The sequence below is a fragment of the Enterobacter cloacae complex sp. HYC042_NIDB genome, from assembly GCF_056673315.1.
In genome coordinates this window covers 397,996-415,315 of sequence record NZ_CP109650.1, presented here as the reverse complement: position 1 = coordinate 415,315, position 17,320 = coordinate 397,996, and the positions used below count along the sequence as shown (strand labels likewise).

Sequence of the window (17,320 nt, the reverse complement as noted above, 5' to 3'; positions counted from 1 at the left end):
TTGAGCGAGAATTACTCGTCTTCCAGTTCGATGTTGATACCCAGCGAACGAATCTCTTTCAACAGTACGTTGAAGGATTCTGGCATGCCTGGTTCCATCTGATGGTTGCCGTCCACGATGTTTTTATACATCTTGGTACGACCGTTCACGTCATCAGACTTAACGGTGAGCATTTCCTGCAGGGTGTATGCCGCGCCGTATGCTTCCAGCGCCCACACTTCCATCTCCCCGAAGCGCTGACCACCGAACTGTGCCTTACCACCCAGCGGCTGCTGAGTAACCAGGCTGTAAGAACCGGTAGAACGAGCGTGCATCTTGTCGTCGACCAGGTGGTTCAGTTTCAGCATGTACATGTAACCTACGGTTACTGGACGCTCAAACTGTTCACCGGTACGGCCGTCAAACAGCGTAATCTGACCAGACGTTGGCAGACCACCCAGTTGCAGCAGCTCTTTAATTTCAGCTTCTTTTGCACCGTCGAATACCGGCGTTGCAATTGGCATACCTTTGCGCAGGTTCTCTGCCAGACGCAGCACTTCTTCATCGCTGAAGGTGTTCAGGTCGACTTTCTGACGCACGTCGGTACCCAGATCGTAGGCACGCTGGATGAATTCGCGCAGTTTCGCGACTTCCTGCTGCTGTTTCAGCATGGCGTTGATCTTGTCGCCGATACCTTTCGCAGCCATACCCAGGTGGGTTTCCAGGATCTGACCAATGTTCATACGAGACGGTACGCCCAGTGGGTTCAGTACGATATCTACCGGCGTACCGTTAGCATCGTGCGGCATATCTTCGATCGGGTTGATCTTAGAGATAACACCCTTGTTACCGTGACGACCTGCCATCTTATCACCAGGCTGGATCTGACGTTTAACGGCCAGATACACCTTAACAATCTTCAGCACGCCAGGTGCCAGATCGTCGCCCTGAGTGATTTTGCGGCGTTTCGCTTCGAGTTTTTTCTCGAACTCGTGTTTCAGTTCGTCATACTGCTCAGCCAGCTGTTCCAGCTGATTTTGTTTCTCTTCGTCGGTCAGGCCGAGTTCCAGCCAGCGATCGCGTGGCAGTTTGTCGAGCTTCTCAGCTTCAACGCCACCGGCAACCAGCACCGCATAGATACGGCTGAACAGACCTGCTTCGAGGATCTGCAGTTCTTCAGACAGGTCTTTCTTAGCCTGTTTGAGCTGCATCTCTTCGATTTCCAGCGCACGCTTATCTTTCTCAACGCCATCACGAGTGAAGACCTGAACGTCGATAACCGTACCGGAAACACCGTTTGGTACGCGCAGAGAAGAGTCTTTAACGTCAGACGCTTTCTCACCGAAGATAGCACGCAGCAGTTTCTCTTCTGGGGTCAGCTGGGTTTCACCTTTCGGCGTCACCTTACCTACCAGAATGTCGCCGCCGGTCACTTCCGCACCGATGTAAACAATACCGGATTCATCCAGCTTGGAGAGCGCAGCTTCACCCACGTTAGGGATGTCGGCAGTGATCTCTTCTGGCCCCAGCTTGGTGTCACGGGACACACAGGCCAGTTCCTGAATATGGATGGTGGTGAAACGATCTTCCTGAACCACACGCTCGGAGACGAGGATGGAGTCTTCGAAGTTGTAACCGTTCCACGGCATGAACGCTACGCGCATGTTCTGACCGAGCGCCAGTTCACCGAGGTCGGTGGACGGACCGTCTGCCAGCACGTCGCCGCGCTCAACTGGCTCACCCAGAGATACGCAAGGCATCTGGTTGATACAGGTGTTCTGGTTAGAACGGGTGTATTTGGTCAGGTTGTAGATGTCGATACCCGCTTCGCCCGGATACATCTCGTCTTCGTTAACTTTGATAACGATACGGGATGCGTCAACGTACTGAACGGTACCGCCACGCTTAGCAACTGCAGTAACACCGGAGTCAACGGCAACAGCACGTTCCATACCGGTACCAACCAGCGGCTTATCAGCACGCAGAGTTGGAACGGCCTGACGTTGCATGTTCGCACCCATCAATGCACGGTTGGCGTCATCGTGTTCCAGGAACGGGATCAGGGACGCACCGACGGATACCACCTGCTGGGTGGATACGTCCATGTAGTCAACCTGGTCGCGGCTGAACAAGCTGGATTCGCCTTTGCTACGGCAGGTAACCAGATCTTCTACAAAGTGGCCTTCGTCATCCAGGTTGGAGTTCGCCTGAGCGATAACGTAGTTGCCTTCTTCGATAGCAGACAGGTAATGAATTTCGTCGGTAACCACACCGTCGGTCACTTTACGATACGGGGTCTCAAGGAAACCGTATTCGTTCGTCTGTGCGTACACGGACAGGGAGTTGATCAGACCGATGTTTGGACCTTCAGGCGTTTCGATTGGACACACGCGACCGTAGTGAGTCGGGTGTACGTCTCGAACTTCAAAGCCTGCACGTTCACGGGTCAGACCGCCTGGGCCGAGTGCAGAGATACGACGTTTGTGCGTGATCTCAGACAGCGGGTTGTTCTGGTCCATGAACTGGGACAGCTGGCTGGAACCGAAGAACTCTTTCACTGCTGCAGAAATCGGCTTGGCGTTGATCATATCCTGAGGCATCAGGGTATCCAGATCGCCCAGAGACAGACGCTCTTTCACCGCACGCTCTACACGTACCAGGCCAACGCGGAACTGGTTTTCCGCCATTTCGCCAACGGAACGGATACGACGGTTGCCGAGGTGGTCGATATCGTCCACTTCGCCTTTACCGTTACGGATATCGATGAGCTTCTTCATCACTTCGATGATGTCGTCTTTGCTCAGGATACCGGAACCTTCGATCTCGTCGCGCAGCAGAGAACGGTTGAACTTCATACGACCTACCGCGGACAGATCGTAGCGGTCTTCGGAGAAGAACAGGTTCTCGAACAGGCTTTCAGCCGCTTCGCGAGTTGGTGGCTCACCAGGGCGCATCATGCGGTAGATTTCTACCAGCGCGCTCAGACGATCGTTGGTTGGGTCGACGCGTACAGTCTCAGAGATGTACGGACCGTGGTCCAGATCGTTGGTGAACAGCGTTTCGATACGTTTGTGGCCAGACTGGCTCAGCTTAGCCAGCAGATCCAGGCTCAGCTCCATGTTCGCCGGGCAGATCAGCTCGCCAGTTGATTCATCAACGTAATCTTTCGCGGCTACTTTTCCTGCAATGTATTCAACCGGAACTTCGATGTGTTTGATATCATCTTTTTCCAGCTGGCGGATGTGGCGCGCGGTGATACGGCGACCTTTTTCCACATACACTTTGCCGTCGGCTTCGATGTCGAACGACGCGGTCTCACCACGCAGACGTTCCGGCACCAGCTCCATCTGCAGCTTGTTGTCGCGGATTTCAAAGATCACTTTCTCAAAGAACAGGTCCAGGATCTGCTCAGTGGTATAGTTCAGTGCACGCAGAATGATGGTTGCAGGCAGTTTACGACGACGGTCGATACGGACAAACAGGTTGTCTTTTGGATCGAACTCGAAGTCCAGCCATGAACCACGGTAAGGAATGATGCGTGCGTTATACAGTACTTTACCGGAAGAGTGTGTTTTACCTTTATCGCTGTCGAAGAAGACGCCCGGGCTACGATGCAGCTGGGAAACGATAACACGCTCAGTACCGTTGATAACGAAAGTACCGTTGTCTGTCATGAGTGGAATCTCACCCATGTAGACTTCTTGTTCTTTAATGTCTTTTACGGTGCCTTCCGGCGCTTCGCGCTCGTAGATCACCAGACGCAGTTTTACGCGCAGCGGTGCGGAATAGGTCACGCCACGGATCTGACATTCCTGAACGTCAAACACCGGTTCGCCAAGGCGGTAGCTGACGTACTGCAGCTCGGAGTTACCGCTGTAGCTCTGAATCGGGAACACGGAACGGAAGGCTGCTTCCAGACCGTACTGCCCTTCAGGATCTTGCTCGATAAACTTCTGGAACGAGTCAAGCTGGATAGAAAGGAGATATGGAATGTCCAGAACTTGTGGACGTTTACCAAAATCCTTACGAATACGTTTTTTCTCGGTATAGGAGTAAACCATAGGGTTCCTCAGCTCGCTGACAAGTCGACCCATCTGTCCGACGAAGGGACAGTTTGTGCAACACCATTTTGTGGACCGGAAAATTGAATACTTTCCGCAATACCTGTTGCTATCACGCTTAAACCATTTCATTGCGATTTACACAGAGCGAGCACCCTGTCGCAGTATATTAAGTCGTCGATAGAAACAAGCATTGTCAGGACAATCAGCAGTCAAACAGTGTGAAATGCTACTGATGCCTTACAGCGCAAAAAGGCTGGTGACTAAAAAGTCACCAGCCATCAGCCTAATTGCTTAGGCTGCAACCAGAAAAGTTGGCTTATTTAACTTCAACTTCAGCGCCAGCTTCTTCCAGAGATTTTTTCAGTGCTTCTGCGTCGTCTTTGCTCACGCCTTCTTTCAGCGCAGCTGGAGCAGATTCTACCAGGTCTTTAGCTTCTTTCAGACCCAGGCCAGTTGCGCCACGTACTGCTTTGATAACAGCAACTTTGTTCGCGCCAGCAGCTTTCAGAATTACGTCGAATTCAGTTTTTTCTTCAGCAGCTTCAGCCGGGCCAGCAGCTACAGCTACAGCAGCAGCAGCAGAAACACCGAATTTTTCTTCCATTGCAGATACCAGCTCTACAACGTCCATTACGGACATAGCTGCAACTGCTTCAATGATTTGATCTTTAGTGATAGACATTTAAATTGTTCCTGAAAATCAGAATAAGTTTATACGTAAGCAAATGCTTTATAAAGATAACTGCGATTAAGCAGCTTCTTTCGCATCGCGTACAGCAGCCAGAGTGCGAACCAGTTTGCCAGCCGCAGCTTCTTTCATGGTTGCCATCAGGCGTGCAATTGCTTCTTCGTAGGTCGGCAGGGTTGCCAGGCGATCGATTTGCGATGCCGGGATCAACTCACCTTCAAAGGCTGCAGCTTTGACCTCAAATTTTGCATTCGCTTTCGCGAACTCTTTGAACAGACGAGCAGCAGCGCCCGGGTGTTCCATAGAGTATGCAATCAGGGTCGGACCAACAAACGTGTCTTTCAGGCACTCGAACTGAGTACCTTCAACTACGCGACGCAGCAGGGTGTTACGAACAACACGCATGTATACGCCAGCTTCACGACCTGCTTTACGCAGTTCAGTCATTTTGTCTACAGTAACGCCACGGGAATCCGCAACTACTGCAGACAGCGCGCCTTTGGCTACTTCGCTGACTTCAGCAACAATCGCTTGTTTGTCTTGAAGATTTAAAGCCATTAGCTTTGCTCCTGGATGTTTGCCGGAACTCATGTTCCGGAACTCACTTCACTCAACCCAACGGGAAGAGCGTCTTAATACGGTGAGCAGAAACAAGCCAGAGTATTAAAAATAATCTTAGCGTTCTGTCACCGTCTACGCAGGGGATTAAGTTTCTTGCGAAACACCTGCGGTCTTCGACGGAGGCCTGGATAGGCCAGGCTCCAACGAACAAATCTTTTAGCCGCTAACTTTCGTTAGCAAACGTGGGGGTAAGATTGTAGACAAAATCACCGCCCACGTAAAGGCATTAGTTTGCAGCAGCGCTCAGGCCAGCCTGGTCAACTGCAACACCTGCACCCATGGTGGTGGAGATGCTAACTTTCTTGATGTACACGCCTTTCGCCTGAGTTGGTTTAGCTTTTTTCAGCGCAACCAGCAGAGCTTCCAGGTTTTCTTTCAGTTTGTCAGCGTCAAAGTCCACTTTACCGATGGTGGTGTGGATGATGCCGTTTTTGTCGTTACGGTAACGAACCTGACCTGCTTTAGCGTTCTTAACCGCTTCAGCAACGTTAGGGGTTACAGTACCCACTTTCGGGTTTGGCATCAGGCCGCGTGGACCCAGAACCTGGCCCAGCTGGCCAACAACGCGCATTGCATCTGGAGAAGCAATAACAACGTCAAAGTTCATCTCGCCTTTCTTGATCTGATCAGCCAGATCTTCCATACCTACCAGTTCAGCGCCGGCAGCTTTAGCAGCTTCAGCGTTTGCACCCTGAGCAAATACAGCTACGCGAACGGAACGGCCAGTACCGTGTGGCAGTACAGTTGCGCCACGAACGTTCTGATCGGATTTACGAGCATCGATGCCCAGGTTAACGGCAACGTCAACGCTTTCAACGAACTTAGCAGTCGCCAGTTCTTTCAGCAGAGCAATAGCTTCGTTGATGTCGTACTGTTTGGTCGCATCAACTTTGTCACGGATCACGGACATGCGCTTGGTCAGTTTAGCCATTTCTTAGTCCTCCACTACCAGGCCCATGGAACGTGCAGTACCTTCGATGGAGCGAGTCATCGCTTCAATGTCGGCACCAGTCATGTCGGCAGCTTTGGTCTGCGCGATTTCCTGCAGCTGAGCGCGGGAAATTTTACCCACTTTGTCTTTGTTCGGTTTACCGGAACCAGACTTGATACCAGCCGCTTTCTTCAGCAGAACTGCTGCTGGAGGGGTTTTGGTAACGAAAGTGAAAGAACGGTCAGCGTAAACAGTGATTACGACTGGGATTGGCAGACCTTTTTCCAGGGATTCAGTTTTTGCGTTGAACGCTTTACAGAATTCCATGATGTTCACACCCTGCTGACCCAGAGCTGGACCAACTGGTGGACTTGGGTTCGCCATACCAGCTGCAACCTGCAGCTTGACGTAGGCTTGTACTTTCTTAGCCATTCTAAAATCCTCTGATTGGGTAATAGCGCCTCAGGGAGGCTCCCCGTGAATAAAATTCGTTTTACGGGCAGGGACCCATAAAAACAAAAGGCGCGAAATTGTATTCCAATCCCGCGCCTTGTGCAACGATTAAATCGTCGCTTTTTTGATCGCTGCTTAGGCTTTTTCTACCTGGGCAAAGTCCAGCTCTACCGGGGTCGCACGACCGAAGATAGAAACAGAAACTTTCAGGCGGGACTTCTCATAGTCCACTTCTTCAACCACGCCATTAAAGTCAGCAAACGGACCGTCATTAACACGAACCATTTCACCCGGTTCAAACAGCGTTTTCGGACGCGGCTTATCACCCACCTGCTGCAGGCGGTTCATAATCGCATCAACTTCTTTGTCGCTGATTGGCGCCGGACGGTCAGACGTGCCGCCGATAAAGCCCATCACACGCGGCACGCTGCGCACCAGGTGCCAGCTCGCGTCGTTCATAACCATCTGAACCAGCACGTAACCCGGGAAGAATTTGCGCTCGCTTTTGCGACGCTGGCCGCCACGGATCTCAACCACTTCTTCGGTCGGAACCATAACTTCGCCAAACAACTCTTCCATGTTGTGTAATTTGATATGCTCACGCAGCGACGTTGCTACGCGGCCTTCAAAACCGGAAAACGCCTGAACGACGTACCAGCGCTTTTTAGGGGCTTCAGACATCTCAGAACCTCAGGCCAGTGATAAAGGATACCAGGCGAACCAGAATACCATCCAGTCCCCACAGGATCAGTGACATTACAGCGGTAACCGCCGCTACGATCAGCGTGGTGTGCAATGTTTCCTGGCGAGTCGGCCAAATGACCTTGCGGACTTCGGTACGCGCTTCGCGGGCAAACGCAACGGTCGCTTTGCCTTTTGTCGTCAACAGCGCGACACCACCCGCCGCAGCAATCAGAATTACCACTGCAAGCGCGCGTAGCGGCAGCATCATGTCACGATAAAGATAGTTGCCGACAATCGCCACAATCAGCAGCACGGCTACAACTACCCATTTCATCGCTTCCAGGCCGCGCCCGCTCCCTTGAGCTTCGGTATTCGCACTCATAAACCAACCTGTCAGAAGTATTCTACAAACATTTTCACCCCGCGAGTGCGAGGCAAACCAATCGAAATGCTATTCGCTTTTCGTATTATACGCTCTCCGCAGAGCCTGTCTCAGCAATGATTATGACAAAATTAATCACTGATGAGCCAGGTTCTGATGTGAAAGCGTGCAAAAAGGGCATCAAATGATGCCCTTTTATTGCGCATTGCGTCAAATGTTATCAGCGATTAGCCGAGAACTTTAGCAACAACGCCCGCGCCAACGGTACGGCCGCCTTCACGGATTGCGAAACGCAGACCGTCGTCCATCGCGATTGGGTGGATCAGAGTCACAACCATCTTGATGTTGTCGCCTGGCATTACCATCTCTACGCCTTCTGGCAGTTCGATGGTACCGGTCACGTCAGTTGTACGGAAGTAGAACTGTGGACGGTAGCCTTTGAAGAACGGAGTATGACGGCCGCCTTCGTCTTTGGACAGGATGTACACTTCAGATTCGAACTTGGTGTGTGGCTTGATTGAGCCTGGCTTCGCCAGAACCTGACCACGTTCGATTTCTTCACGTTTGATACCACGCAGCAGAACACCAACGTTCTCACCAGCACGGCCTTCGTCCAGCAGTTTGCGGAACATTTCAACGCCAGTACAGGTAGACTTCGCAGTCTCTTTGATACCAACGATTTCAACTTCTTCACCAACTTTGATGATACCGCGCTCTACACGACCGGTAACAACGGTACCACGACCGGAGATGGAGAATACGTCTTCGATTGGCAGCAGGAATGGCTTGTCAATCGCACGCTCTGGTTCTGGGATGTAAGAATCCAGGAAGCCAGCCAGTTCGATGATTTTCGCTTCCCACTCAGCGTCGCCTTCCAGCGCTTTCAGCGCGGAACCACGAACGATTGGAGTGTCGTCGCCCGGGAAATCGTACTGAGACAGCAGTTCACGAACTTCCATCTCTACCAGTTCCAGCAGCTCTTCGTCATCAACCATGTCGCATTTGTTCAGGAACACGATGATGAAAGGAACGCCTACCTGACGACCCAGCAGGATGTGCTCACGAGTCTGAGGCATTGGGCCGTCAGTCGCAGCAACAACCAGGATCGCGCCGTCCATCTGCGCAGCACCGGTGATCATGTTTTTAACATAGTCGGCGTGGCCTGGGCAGTCTACGTGTGCGTAGTGGCGAGTCGGGGTGTCGTACTCAACGTGAGAGGTGTTGATGGTGATACCACGAGCTTTTTCTTCTGGTGCGTTATCGATCTGGTCGAATGCACGAGCAGAACCACCGTAGGTTTTAGCCAGAACGGTAGTGATTGCAGCGGTCAGCGTTGTTTTACCATGGTCAACGTGGCCGATAGTACCGACGTTAACGTGCGGTTTTGTACGTTCAAACTTTTCTTTAGACATCGATTGTCCCTCTAAGACACGGATAAATCGGTGATATCACCACATCAACCAGGCGAAATGCCTGAATTGTTGAATACAGTAAAATTGAAACAGAGAGAAACGGGAAGGAGAAGTGAAGTGGTGCTGATACCCAGAGTCGAACTGGGGACCTCACCCTTACCAAGGGTGCGCTCTACCAACTGAGCCATATCAGCACGTATTGGAGCGGGCAGCGGGAATCGAACCCGCATCATCAGCTTGGAAGGCTGAGGTAATAGCCATTATACGATGCCCGCATCCTGAAACTCGGCTACCCAGTTCTTTCTGTAACAAAAAAAGAGATTTCTCTCTTTTTCAGTTTGAGCTGGCTAATTTTTCCAACCAGCTCCGGCGGCATTTACGCTGCCAGAAAGTGGTGGTGGGGGAAGGATTCGAACCTTCGAAGTCTGTGACGGCAGATTTACAGTCTGCTCCCTTTGGCCGCTCGGGAACCCCACCGGACTTGATGGTGCCGACTACCGGAATCGAACTGGTGACCTACTGATTACAAGTCAGTTGCTCTACCTACTGAGCTAAGTCGGCATCAAGTAGCGCGCATTCTATGGATACCTGCGCGGTCATGCAACTAAAAATTTGCATAAAACGTTCTTTCGCTCACATTTTATGCGAACGCAGCGCTAAGCGATGTAAAAGTAGCCATTACGGGTCAAATAATCAACATACAGGCATGATTTACATCGCATACACCGTAGCGTGACGGCTTCCGCGTAACGCAGCGCTTTCCATCTTTTTTCTTATTATTCCCGCCATCTGGTGTTAACCTCCTGCCCATTGTCCAAAATTAACTGTGTGATGAGCCACGTCCCGGCAGCATAGCGCTGGCTCACTGAAGCATGCTTATGAGCAAAAAAGAGCAAACGTTAATGACGCCTTATCTTCACTTTAACCGCAGCCAGTGGGCTGCCCTGCGTGATTCCGTCCCTATGACGCTGACGGAAGGTGAAATCGCACGGTTAAAAGGGATAAACGAAGATCTGTCCCTGGAAGAGGTGGCAGAAATTTATCTCCCCCTCTCTCGCTTGCTTAACTTCTATATCAGCTCCAACCTGCGCCGTCAGGCGGTGCTGGAGCAGTTCCTCGGAACCAATGGTCAGCGCATTCCTTATATCATTAGTATTGCGGGCAGCGTGGCCGTGGGTAAAAGCACTACCGCACGCGTGCTGCAGGCGCTGCTGAGCCGCTGGCCGGAACACCGCAGCGTTGAGTTGATCACCACCGACGGCTTCCTGCACCCGAACGAGGTCTTAAAAGAACGCGGGCTGATGAAGAAGAAGGGCTTCCCGCTCTCTTATGATATGCACCGTCTGGTAAAATTTGTCTCTGACCTGAAATCTGGCGTGCCGCACGTCACGGCGCCGGTCTATTCACACCTGATTTACGACCGCATCCCGGATGGGGATAAAACGGTAGTCCAGCCGGATATCCTGATCCTTGAAGGTTTGAACGTGCTGCAAAGCGGCATGGACTATCCTCATGACCCGCATCATGTGTTCGTTTCGGATTTCGTCGATTTCTCTATCTATGTTGATGCGCCGGAAGATCTGCTGCAGAACTGGTATATCAACCGCTTCCTGAAGTTCCGCGAAGGGGCATTCACCGACCCGGACTCCTATTTCCACCACTACGCCCAGCTTTCTGAAGAAGAGGCCATTAATGTGGCCAGGGGGCTGTGGAATGAGATCAACTACGTGAACCTCAAAGAGAACATCCTCCCGACGCGCGAGCGTGCGAGCCTGATCCTCACCAAGAGCGAGAAGCACGCCGTCGACCAGATTCGCCTGCGAAAATAGTCAGGCAGACATAAAAAAAACCGGCTTAGCGCCGGTTTTTTTTCGTTATGCGTGCGGCTTCTCGCCATTTTCATCCTGATCGACCGCAAAGCAGGCAACCAGCTGACCGCCATAATCCTTCAGCTGCGGCTGAAGCTGGGTGCACGGGCCAAAGCGGCGGCTGCAGCGCGCGTTGAAGGCACACCCCGGCGGCGGATTCAGCGGACTTGGCAGTTCACCCGTCAGCTTAATGCGCTCGCGACGATCGTCCGGGTTCAGACGCGGCGTCGCAGACAGCAGCGCCTGGGTGTACGGATGACGAGGATTACTAAAGATCTGCTCTTTGGTCCCCTTCTCCACGCAGCGCCCCAGATACATCACCATCACTTCATCGGCAATATGCTCTACCACCGACAGGTCGTGAGAGATGAACACATAAGACAGCCCCAGATCCTGCTGGAGATCCATCATCAGGTTCAGCACCTGCGCGCGCACGGACACGTCGAGCGCCGAAACCGGCTCATCGGCAATCACTACGTCCGGATCGAGCATCAGCCCGCGGGCGATGGCGATACGCTGACGCTGGCCGCCGGAGAACATATGCGGGTAGCGGTCGTAATGCTCGGTTTTGAGGCCGACCTTCGCCATCATCGCCAGCGCTTTTTCACGGCGCTGCTCTTTGCTCAGATTGCTGTTAATCAGCAGGGGCTCTTCCAGGATCTGTCCCACTTTTTTACGCGGGTTCAAAGAACCGTACGGATTCTGGAACACAATCTGGATTTTCTGGCGGCGCAGCTTCTGCGCCTGCGGATCGTGCTTGAGCAGATCCTGGCCCTGATAATAAAGCTCACCGCCGGTCGGGACTTCAATCATCGTCAGCAGACGGCCCAGCGTCGATTTCCCGCAGCCTGACTCCCCCACCACCGCCAGCGTTTTACCGCGTTCGAGGTTAAAGGAGACGCCGTCCAGCGCTTTCACCAGGCGCTCAGGGGCAAAAATCCCCTTTTTCACCGGGTAGTGTTTTTTCAGGTCGATGGCCTGCAACAGCGGTTGTTGCGTGGTGGCCTGTTGCGTACTCATAGTGTTGGCCTCCCGGCATCATCGAGTGGGTAGTGGCATTTTGACTGTCGACCGTCGGCCAGCAGATTCAGCTCTGGCTCCTCAACGCGGCATTTGTCCGTCGCATACGGGCAGCGCGGATTAAGCAGACAGCCCTGCGGACGGTCGTATTTGCCCGGAACCACGCCCGGCAGCGACGCCAGACGCGCTTTGTCCTGAGCAAACTCCGGCAGCGCGCGCAGCAGTGCCTGGGTATACGGGTGACGCGGCGCGCGGAAGATATCGTGCGAATTTCCGGTCTCAACCACCTGGCCCGCGTACATCACGATGATCTTGTGTGCCGCTTCGGCCACCAGCGCCAGATCGTGCGTAATCAGCACCAGCGCCATGTTCTCTTTCTGCTGCAACTCCAGCAGCAGCTCGATGATTTGCGCCTGAATGGTCACATCCAGCGCCGTTGTCGGCTCATCCGCAATCAGCAGCTTTGGTCGACAGGCAATCGCCATGGCGATCATCACGCGCTGGCTCATCCCACCGGAAAGCTGGTGCGGGTATACGTCCAGCCGCGATGCCGGGTCAGGAATACCCACCTGGTTCAGCAGGTCGATCGCGCGCTGGCGACGGGTTTTCTTGTTACCACCCTGGTGCACCTTAATCGCTTCCATAATCTGGAAGCCAACCGTGTAGCACGGATTCAGGCTGGTCATCGGGTCCTGGAAGATCATCGCCACTTCGGCGCCCACCAGCTGGCGGCGCTGTTTCTCAGAAATGCGCTTCAGGTCCTGACCGTTGAACTGCAGGTTTTCCGCCATCACGCGGCCCGGGTAATCAATCAGCCCCATGATTGCCAGTGAACTCACCGACTTACCGGAACCGGACTCCCCGACGATACCAACCACTTCGCCCTGATTGACGCTGTAGCTGATGCGGTCCACGGCGCGAAACGGGGTGCCTTCGTCGCCGAAGTGCACCGATAATTTATCTACATTTAATAACGCCATCTCGTGCCTCTTACTGCTTCAGTTTGGGATCAAGCGCATCACGCAGGCCATCACCCATCAGGTTAAATGCCAGCACCGTCAGCAGGATTGCCAGACCCGGGAAGGTGACAACCCACCAGGCGCTTTGTGCGAACTGCAACACGTCGGAGAGCATGGTGCCCCACTCCGGTGTTGGCGGCTGCGCACCCATGCCCAGGAAGCCAAGAGCGGCCATATCAAGAATGGCGTTAGAGAAACCGAGCGACGCCTGAACGATCAGCGGCGCAAGGCAGTTAGGGAAGATATTAACGAACATCTGGCGCATCGCACCGGCACCCGCCACGCGAGAGGCGGTGACGTAGTCGCGGTTCACTTCCACCAGCACCGCCGCGCGTGTTAATCGCACGTAGTGGGGAAGCGCCACAAAGGTCAGCGCCAGGGCGGCGTTACCGATCGACGGGCCGAAGATCGCCACCAGCACCAGAGCCAGCAGCAGGCTTGGCAGTGCCAGCATGATGTCGACGATACGCATAATTATGTTATCAACGATGCCGCCGAAGTAACCGGCAACCAGGCCGAGGATGATCCCCATAATCAGGGAGAGCACCACCACCAGACAGCCAACCAGCAGCGACAAACGCGCGCCGTACATCAGACGCGACAGCACATCGCGGCCCACATCATCGGTACCCAGCAGGTGCGCCAGACTACCGCCGTCCTGCCAGGCAGGAGGTGCCAGCAACGCATCGCGGAACTGATCCGCCGGGTTATACGGCGCCAGAAAGTTCGCAAACACCGCAATCAGGATCATGATAGCGACATACACCAGCCCGACTACCGCGCCTTTATTGCGCTTGAAGTAGTGCCAGAACTCCTGCAGCGGCGTCATTGGAACCGGTGCAGCAACAGCTTTGTTTTCAGAAACCTGTGACATGATGGCCCCTTACTTCTTATGACGAATACGCGGGTTCACCACGCCGTACAGCAAATCGACCAGCAGGTTGACGAGGATAATCATCGTCGCGACCAGCAGCACCCCACCCTGCACCACCGGATAGTCACGGCGTTGCAGCGCATCAATCAGCCAGCGTCCGAGGCCCGGCCAGGAGAAGATGGTTTCCGTCAGGATCGCCCCCGCCAGCAGCGTACCCACCTGGAGGCCGATAACGGTCACCACCGGCAGCATGGCGTTACGCAGCGCGTGGACGATGATGACGCGCATGCGGGTTAAACCTTTGGCGCGCGCGGTACGGATGTAATCTTCACCCAGCACTTCCAGCATGGAGGAACGGGTCATACGCACGATCACCGCCAGAGGAATGGTGCCCAGCACCATGGCAGGCAGGATCATGTGCGCAACGGCATCAATGAAGTTGCCCTCCTCGCCCCAGATGGCCGTGTCGATCAGCATAAAGCCGGTTAACGGATTGGTATCATCAAGGAAGACCATATCGCTGACGCGTCCGGAGACCGGCGTCAGGTTCAATTGCACCGAGACCAGCATGATCAGCATCATGCCCCACCAGAAGATAGGCATGGAGTAACCGGTCAGCGCCAGACCCACGGCGGTATGGTCGAAAATAGAGCCACGCTTAACGGCAGCCAGTACCCCAACAGGAATACCCACCGCAGTGGCGAAAATCATGGCGCAGATGCCAAGCTCCAGCGTCGCTTTAAAACGCGGCACGAACTCGTCCCACACCGGAAGACGGCTTTTTAACGAAATCCCTAAGTCACCGTGCATCACGCCCCAGATATAGTGGAGGTACTGCTGCCACATCGGCTTATCGAGGCCGAGTTCAGCTAGCAGCTGCGCATGACGTTCAGGGGAGATACCACGCTCGCCCGCCATAATCATTACCGGGTCGCCGGGGATCATATGGACGAAGGCAAAAGTGAGAAGGGTGATACCGATAAACGTCGGGATAACAAGTCCCAGACGTCGGAGGATGAACTGCAACATAACCCGGATTCTCTCTGATGACGCACGGCCAGTGGCGTGACGTCTGTATTGCTCACAAATCTTATTCCCTCCCCTTTCAGAGAGGCAATAAAGCACTGCTGCCGGGTGGCGCTACGCTTACCCGGCCTACATACCGTAGGCCAGTGCAAGCGCAGCGCCGCCTGGCGTTGCTTTTAATTATTCAACCGATACGTTTTCGAAGTGGTGTTTGCCCAGTGGATCAACCACGTAGCCCTTCACTTCTTTACGCACTGGCTCATACACGGTGGAGTGAGCAACAATCAGCGCCGGAGCCTGATCGTGCATAACAACCTGAGCCTGCTTGTAGAGTTCAATACGTTTGTTGTGATCGTCGGTCGCACGCGCCGGCTGGATCAGGTCTTCAAACGGCTTGTAGCACCAGCGAGAGTAGTTAGAGCCGTCTTTCGCTGCCGCACAGCTGAACAGGGTGGCGAAGAAGTTGTCCGGATCCCCGTTGTCACCGGTCCAGCCCATCATTACCGCCTGGTGCTCACCCGCTTTGGCGCGCTTCAGATACTCGCCCCACTCGTAGGTCACAATCTTGGCCTGAACGCCAATTTTCGCCCAGTCAGCCTGGACCATTTCCGCCATACGGCGTGCGTTCGGGTTGTACGGACGCTGTACCGGCATCGCCCACAACTCGACGGTAAAGCCTTTATCCTGGCCCGCTTCTTTCAGCAGCGCTTTCGCTTTCTCAGGATCGTAACTGTAGTCCTTAACGTCGTCGTTATAGCCCCACATGGTTGGTGGGATCAGGTTCTTGGCAGCAACGCCCGCGCCCTGGTAAACGGCCTTGATGATCGCTTCTTTGTTCACCGCGTAGGTCAGCGCCTGACGTACTTTCACGTCATCAAACGGTTTCTTCTCGGTATTGAAGGAGAGATAGCCCACGTTCAGGCCCGCCTGCTCCATCAGGTTGATGTTCTTGTCCTGCTTCATGCGCGCGATGTCTGCCGGGTTCGGGTACGGCATCACCTGGCATTCATTTTTCTGCAGTTTAGCGTAACGTACGGATGCGTCAGGCGTGATGGAGAAGACCAGACGGTCGATCTGCGGCTTGGTGCCCCAGTAGCCCGGGAACGCTTTATACAGAATACGGGAGTCTTTCTGGTACTGCAGCAGCTGGAACGGGCCGGTACCGATTGGGTTCAGGTCCACTTTTTCCGGCGTGCCGGCTTTCAGCATGTTGTCCGCATACTCTTTAGAGAGAATAGAGGCGAAGTCCATGGCCAGGTCAGCCAGGAATGGCGCTTCCGGACGGGTCAGCACGAACTGAACGGTTTTATCGTCTACTTTTTTCACTTCGGCGATCAGGTCAGGCAGACCCATCCCTTCGAAGTATTCGTAGCTGCCGCCAGACACTTTGTGGTACGGGTTCTGGGCGTTTTTCTGACGGTCGAAGGAGAACACAACGTCGTCGGCGTTAAAGTCACGCGTTGGTTTGAATTCTTTGCTGTCCTGCCACTTCACGCCCTGGCGCAGGTGGAAGGTATAGGTTTTGCCGTCTTCGCTGATGTCCCACTTCTCGGCCAGACCCGGAATCACTTCCGTGGTGCCGGTTTTGAATTCAACCAGACGGTTATAGATCGGTACAGAGCTTGCGTCGTAAGTCGTACCAGAGGTAAAGAGCTGTGGGTTAAAGCCTTCCGGCGAGCCTTCAGAACAGTAAACCAGGGTTTTTGCCTGTACGCTTGCTGCCACGGTCATAGCCACCAGGCTCAGACCAAGCTTCAGCATCCCTGACTTCTTCAAGGAAATACTCATTATTCTGCTCCAATGTGATGTTTTGCTTTGTTGTGTTACGCCGCCAGACCTTTATTTATTTTTTACCCGGTCCGGTCGGAGGTGCCCGAAGGCGTTAAAGGGATGGAGAATCCTTTCAGAAGAGCGTTTGAGTTGCAGCGCAGATCGTCCCTGAAATGCCCCTCATGCCCTACAATCTGTCAACAGAATGTGAAAACGTCAATACAGGTGACGGGGATTTGCGCCGAGTGTGAGAAACCGCAAACAAAGATTAAAAAAACCCTGAACGCCAGTTTTCAGCAGGGAAATTTATGCTACTCGCCAACTTGCAGCACAAATATCTTCATATTTCGCAACAATCAGTGATTAACTTTTATTCAGAATGGGTAAATTTTCTTGCAGAATGGTGATTATCTGAGCACTAAATACCGCGAACGTTAAAACGCACAGCGAAAAATGCTGAGGTTATCCATAAGCAACGCGAAAAAAGATCAATCTATATATAAAAAAATACAATGGATTATGTCACAAA

General features: G+C 53.4%; 14 protein-coding genes and 4 tRNA genes. 1 reads left to right on the top strand and 17 read right to left on the bottom strand.

The annotated features are described in order from the left end of the window. Positions 1 to 11: 11 nt before the first annotated feature. The 12 genes from rpoB to OKF39_RS01930 form a co-directional block, all read right to left on the bottom strand. Positions 12 to 4,040 (bottom strand): DNA-directed RNA polymerase subunit beta, encoded by a 4,029-nt coding sequence (gene rpoB, locus OKF39_RS01985; RefSeq protein WP_015569976.1) that lies wholly within the window; start codon positions 4,038 to 4,040, stop codon positions 12 to 14. Between the two features lie 319 nt (positions 4,041 to 4,359). Then, the gene (gene rplL, locus OKF39_RS01980; protein ID WP_002445276.1) at positions 4,360 to 4,725 is read right to left on the bottom strand and encodes a 50S ribosomal protein L7/L12; all 366 of its coding nucleotides are present in this window, start codon (positions 4,723 to 4,725) and stop codon (positions 4,360 to 4,362) included. Between the two features lie 66 nt (positions 4,726 to 4,791). Further along, entirely contained in the window at positions 4,792 to 5,289 is a 498-nt protein-coding gene (rplJ, locus tag OKF39_RS01975; protein WP_003862338.1) for a 50S ribosomal protein L10, read from the bottom strand. 289 nt (positions 5,290 to 5,578) lie between these two features. Further along, the gene (rplA, locus tag OKF39_RS01970; protein ID WP_006810530.1) at positions 5,579 to 6,283 is read right to left on the bottom strand and encodes a 50S ribosomal protein L1; all 705 of its coding nucleotides are present in this window, start codon (positions 6,281 to 6,283) and stop codon (positions 5,579 to 5,581) included. Between the two features lie 3 nt (positions 6,284 to 6,286). Then, positions 6,287 to 6,715, bottom strand: a complete 429-nt coding sequence (gene rplK, locus OKF39_RS01965) for a 50S ribosomal protein L11 (RefSeq protein WP_008503452.1) — start codon at positions 6,713 to 6,715, stop codon at positions 6,287 to 6,289. A gap of 156 nt (positions 6,716 to 6,871) precedes the next feature. After that, positions 6,872 to 7,417, bottom strand: coding sequence for a transcription termination/antitermination protein NusG (gene nusG, locus OKF39_RS01960; RefSeq protein ID WP_003862341.1), 546 nt, complete (start codon positions 7,415 to 7,417; stop codon positions 6,872 to 6,874). Position 7,418: 1 nt separating this feature from the next. Then, on the bottom strand, positions 7,419 to 7,802 hold the full coding sequence (gene secE, locus OKF39_RS01955; RefSeq protein WP_003862342.1) for a preprotein translocase subunit SecE: 384 nt from the start codon (positions 7,800 to 7,802) through the stop codon (positions 7,419 to 7,421). 227 nt (positions 7,803 to 8,029) lie between these two features. After that, positions 8,030 to 9,214, bottom strand: a complete 1,185-nt coding sequence (tuf, locus tag OKF39_RS01950) for an elongation factor Tu (protein ID WP_023309456.1) — start codon at positions 9,212 to 9,214, stop codon at positions 8,030 to 8,032. 118 nt (positions 9,215 to 9,332) lie between these two features. Continuing rightward, positions 9,333 to 9,408 (bottom strand) — tRNA-Thr (locus OKF39_RS01945). A 6-nt stretch (positions 9,409 to 9,414) separates the two neighbouring features. Beyond that, positions 9,415 to 9,489, bottom strand: a tRNA-Gly gene (locus tag OKF39_RS01940). A gap of 117 nt (positions 9,490 to 9,606) precedes the next feature. Continuing rightward, positions 9,607 to 9,691: transfer RNA gene (locus OKF39_RS01935), tRNA-Tyr, on the bottom strand. An 8-nt stretch (positions 9,692 to 9,699) separates the two neighbouring features. Then, positions 9,700 to 9,775: transfer RNA gene (locus OKF39_RS01930), tRNA-Thr, on the bottom strand. Between the two features lie 317 nt (positions 9,776 to 10,092). Here OKF39_RS01930 and coaA point away from each other — a divergent pair. Beyond that, a complete protein-coding gene (gene coaA / locus OKF39_RS01925; RefSeq protein WP_032644951.1) occupies positions 10,093 to 11,043 on the top strand; it encodes a type I pantothenate kinase in 951 nt (316 codons plus the stop codon). Positions 11,044 to 11,088: 45 nt separating this feature from the next. On the opposite strand, the gene dppF is transcribed toward coaA, so the two are convergent. The 5 genes from dppF to dppA all read right to left on the bottom strand — a co-directional run bounded on the left by dppF (position 11,089) and on the right by dppA (position 16,809). Further along, positions 11,089 to 12,102: a dipeptide ABC transporter ATP-binding subunit DppF gene (dppF, locus tag OKF39_RS01920; RefSeq protein WP_045260007.1), complete on the bottom strand. Its 1,014-nt coding sequence runs from the start codon at positions 12,100 to 12,102 to the stop codon at positions 11,089 to 11,091. After that, positions 12,099 to 13,082: a dipeptide ABC transporter ATP-binding protein gene (gene dppD, locus OKF39_RS01915; protein WP_041911597.1), complete on the bottom strand. Its 984-nt coding sequence runs from the start codon at positions 13,080 to 13,082 to the stop codon at positions 12,099 to 12,101. The genes dppF and dppD overlap by 4 nt, the downstream gene beginning before the upstream one ends. A gap of 10 nt (positions 13,083 to 13,092) precedes the next feature. Continuing rightward, positions 13,093 to 13,995 (bottom strand): dipeptide ABC transporter permease DppC, encoded by a 903-nt coding sequence (gene dppC / locus OKF39_RS01910; protein WP_028015093.1) that lies wholly within the window; start codon positions 13,993 to 13,995, stop codon positions 13,093 to 13,095. Between the two features lie 9 nt (positions 13,996 to 14,004). Beyond that, positions 14,005 to 15,024 carry a dipeptide ABC transporter permease DppB gene (dppB, locus tag OKF39_RS01905; protein WP_028015092.1) on the bottom strand — a complete coding sequence of 340 codons (1,020 nt, stop codon included), beginning with the start codon at positions 15,022 to 15,024 and terminating at the stop codon, positions 14,005 to 14,007. A gap of 177 nt (positions 15,025 to 15,201) precedes the next feature. Beyond that, positions 15,202 to 16,809: a dipeptide ABC transporter periplasmic-binding protein DppA gene (dppA, locus tag OKF39_RS01900; protein WP_028015091.1), complete on the bottom strand. Its 1,608-nt coding sequence runs from the start codon at positions 16,807 to 16,809 to the stop codon at positions 15,202 to 15,204. Between the last annotated feature and the right edge of the window lie 511 nt (positions 16,810 to 17,320).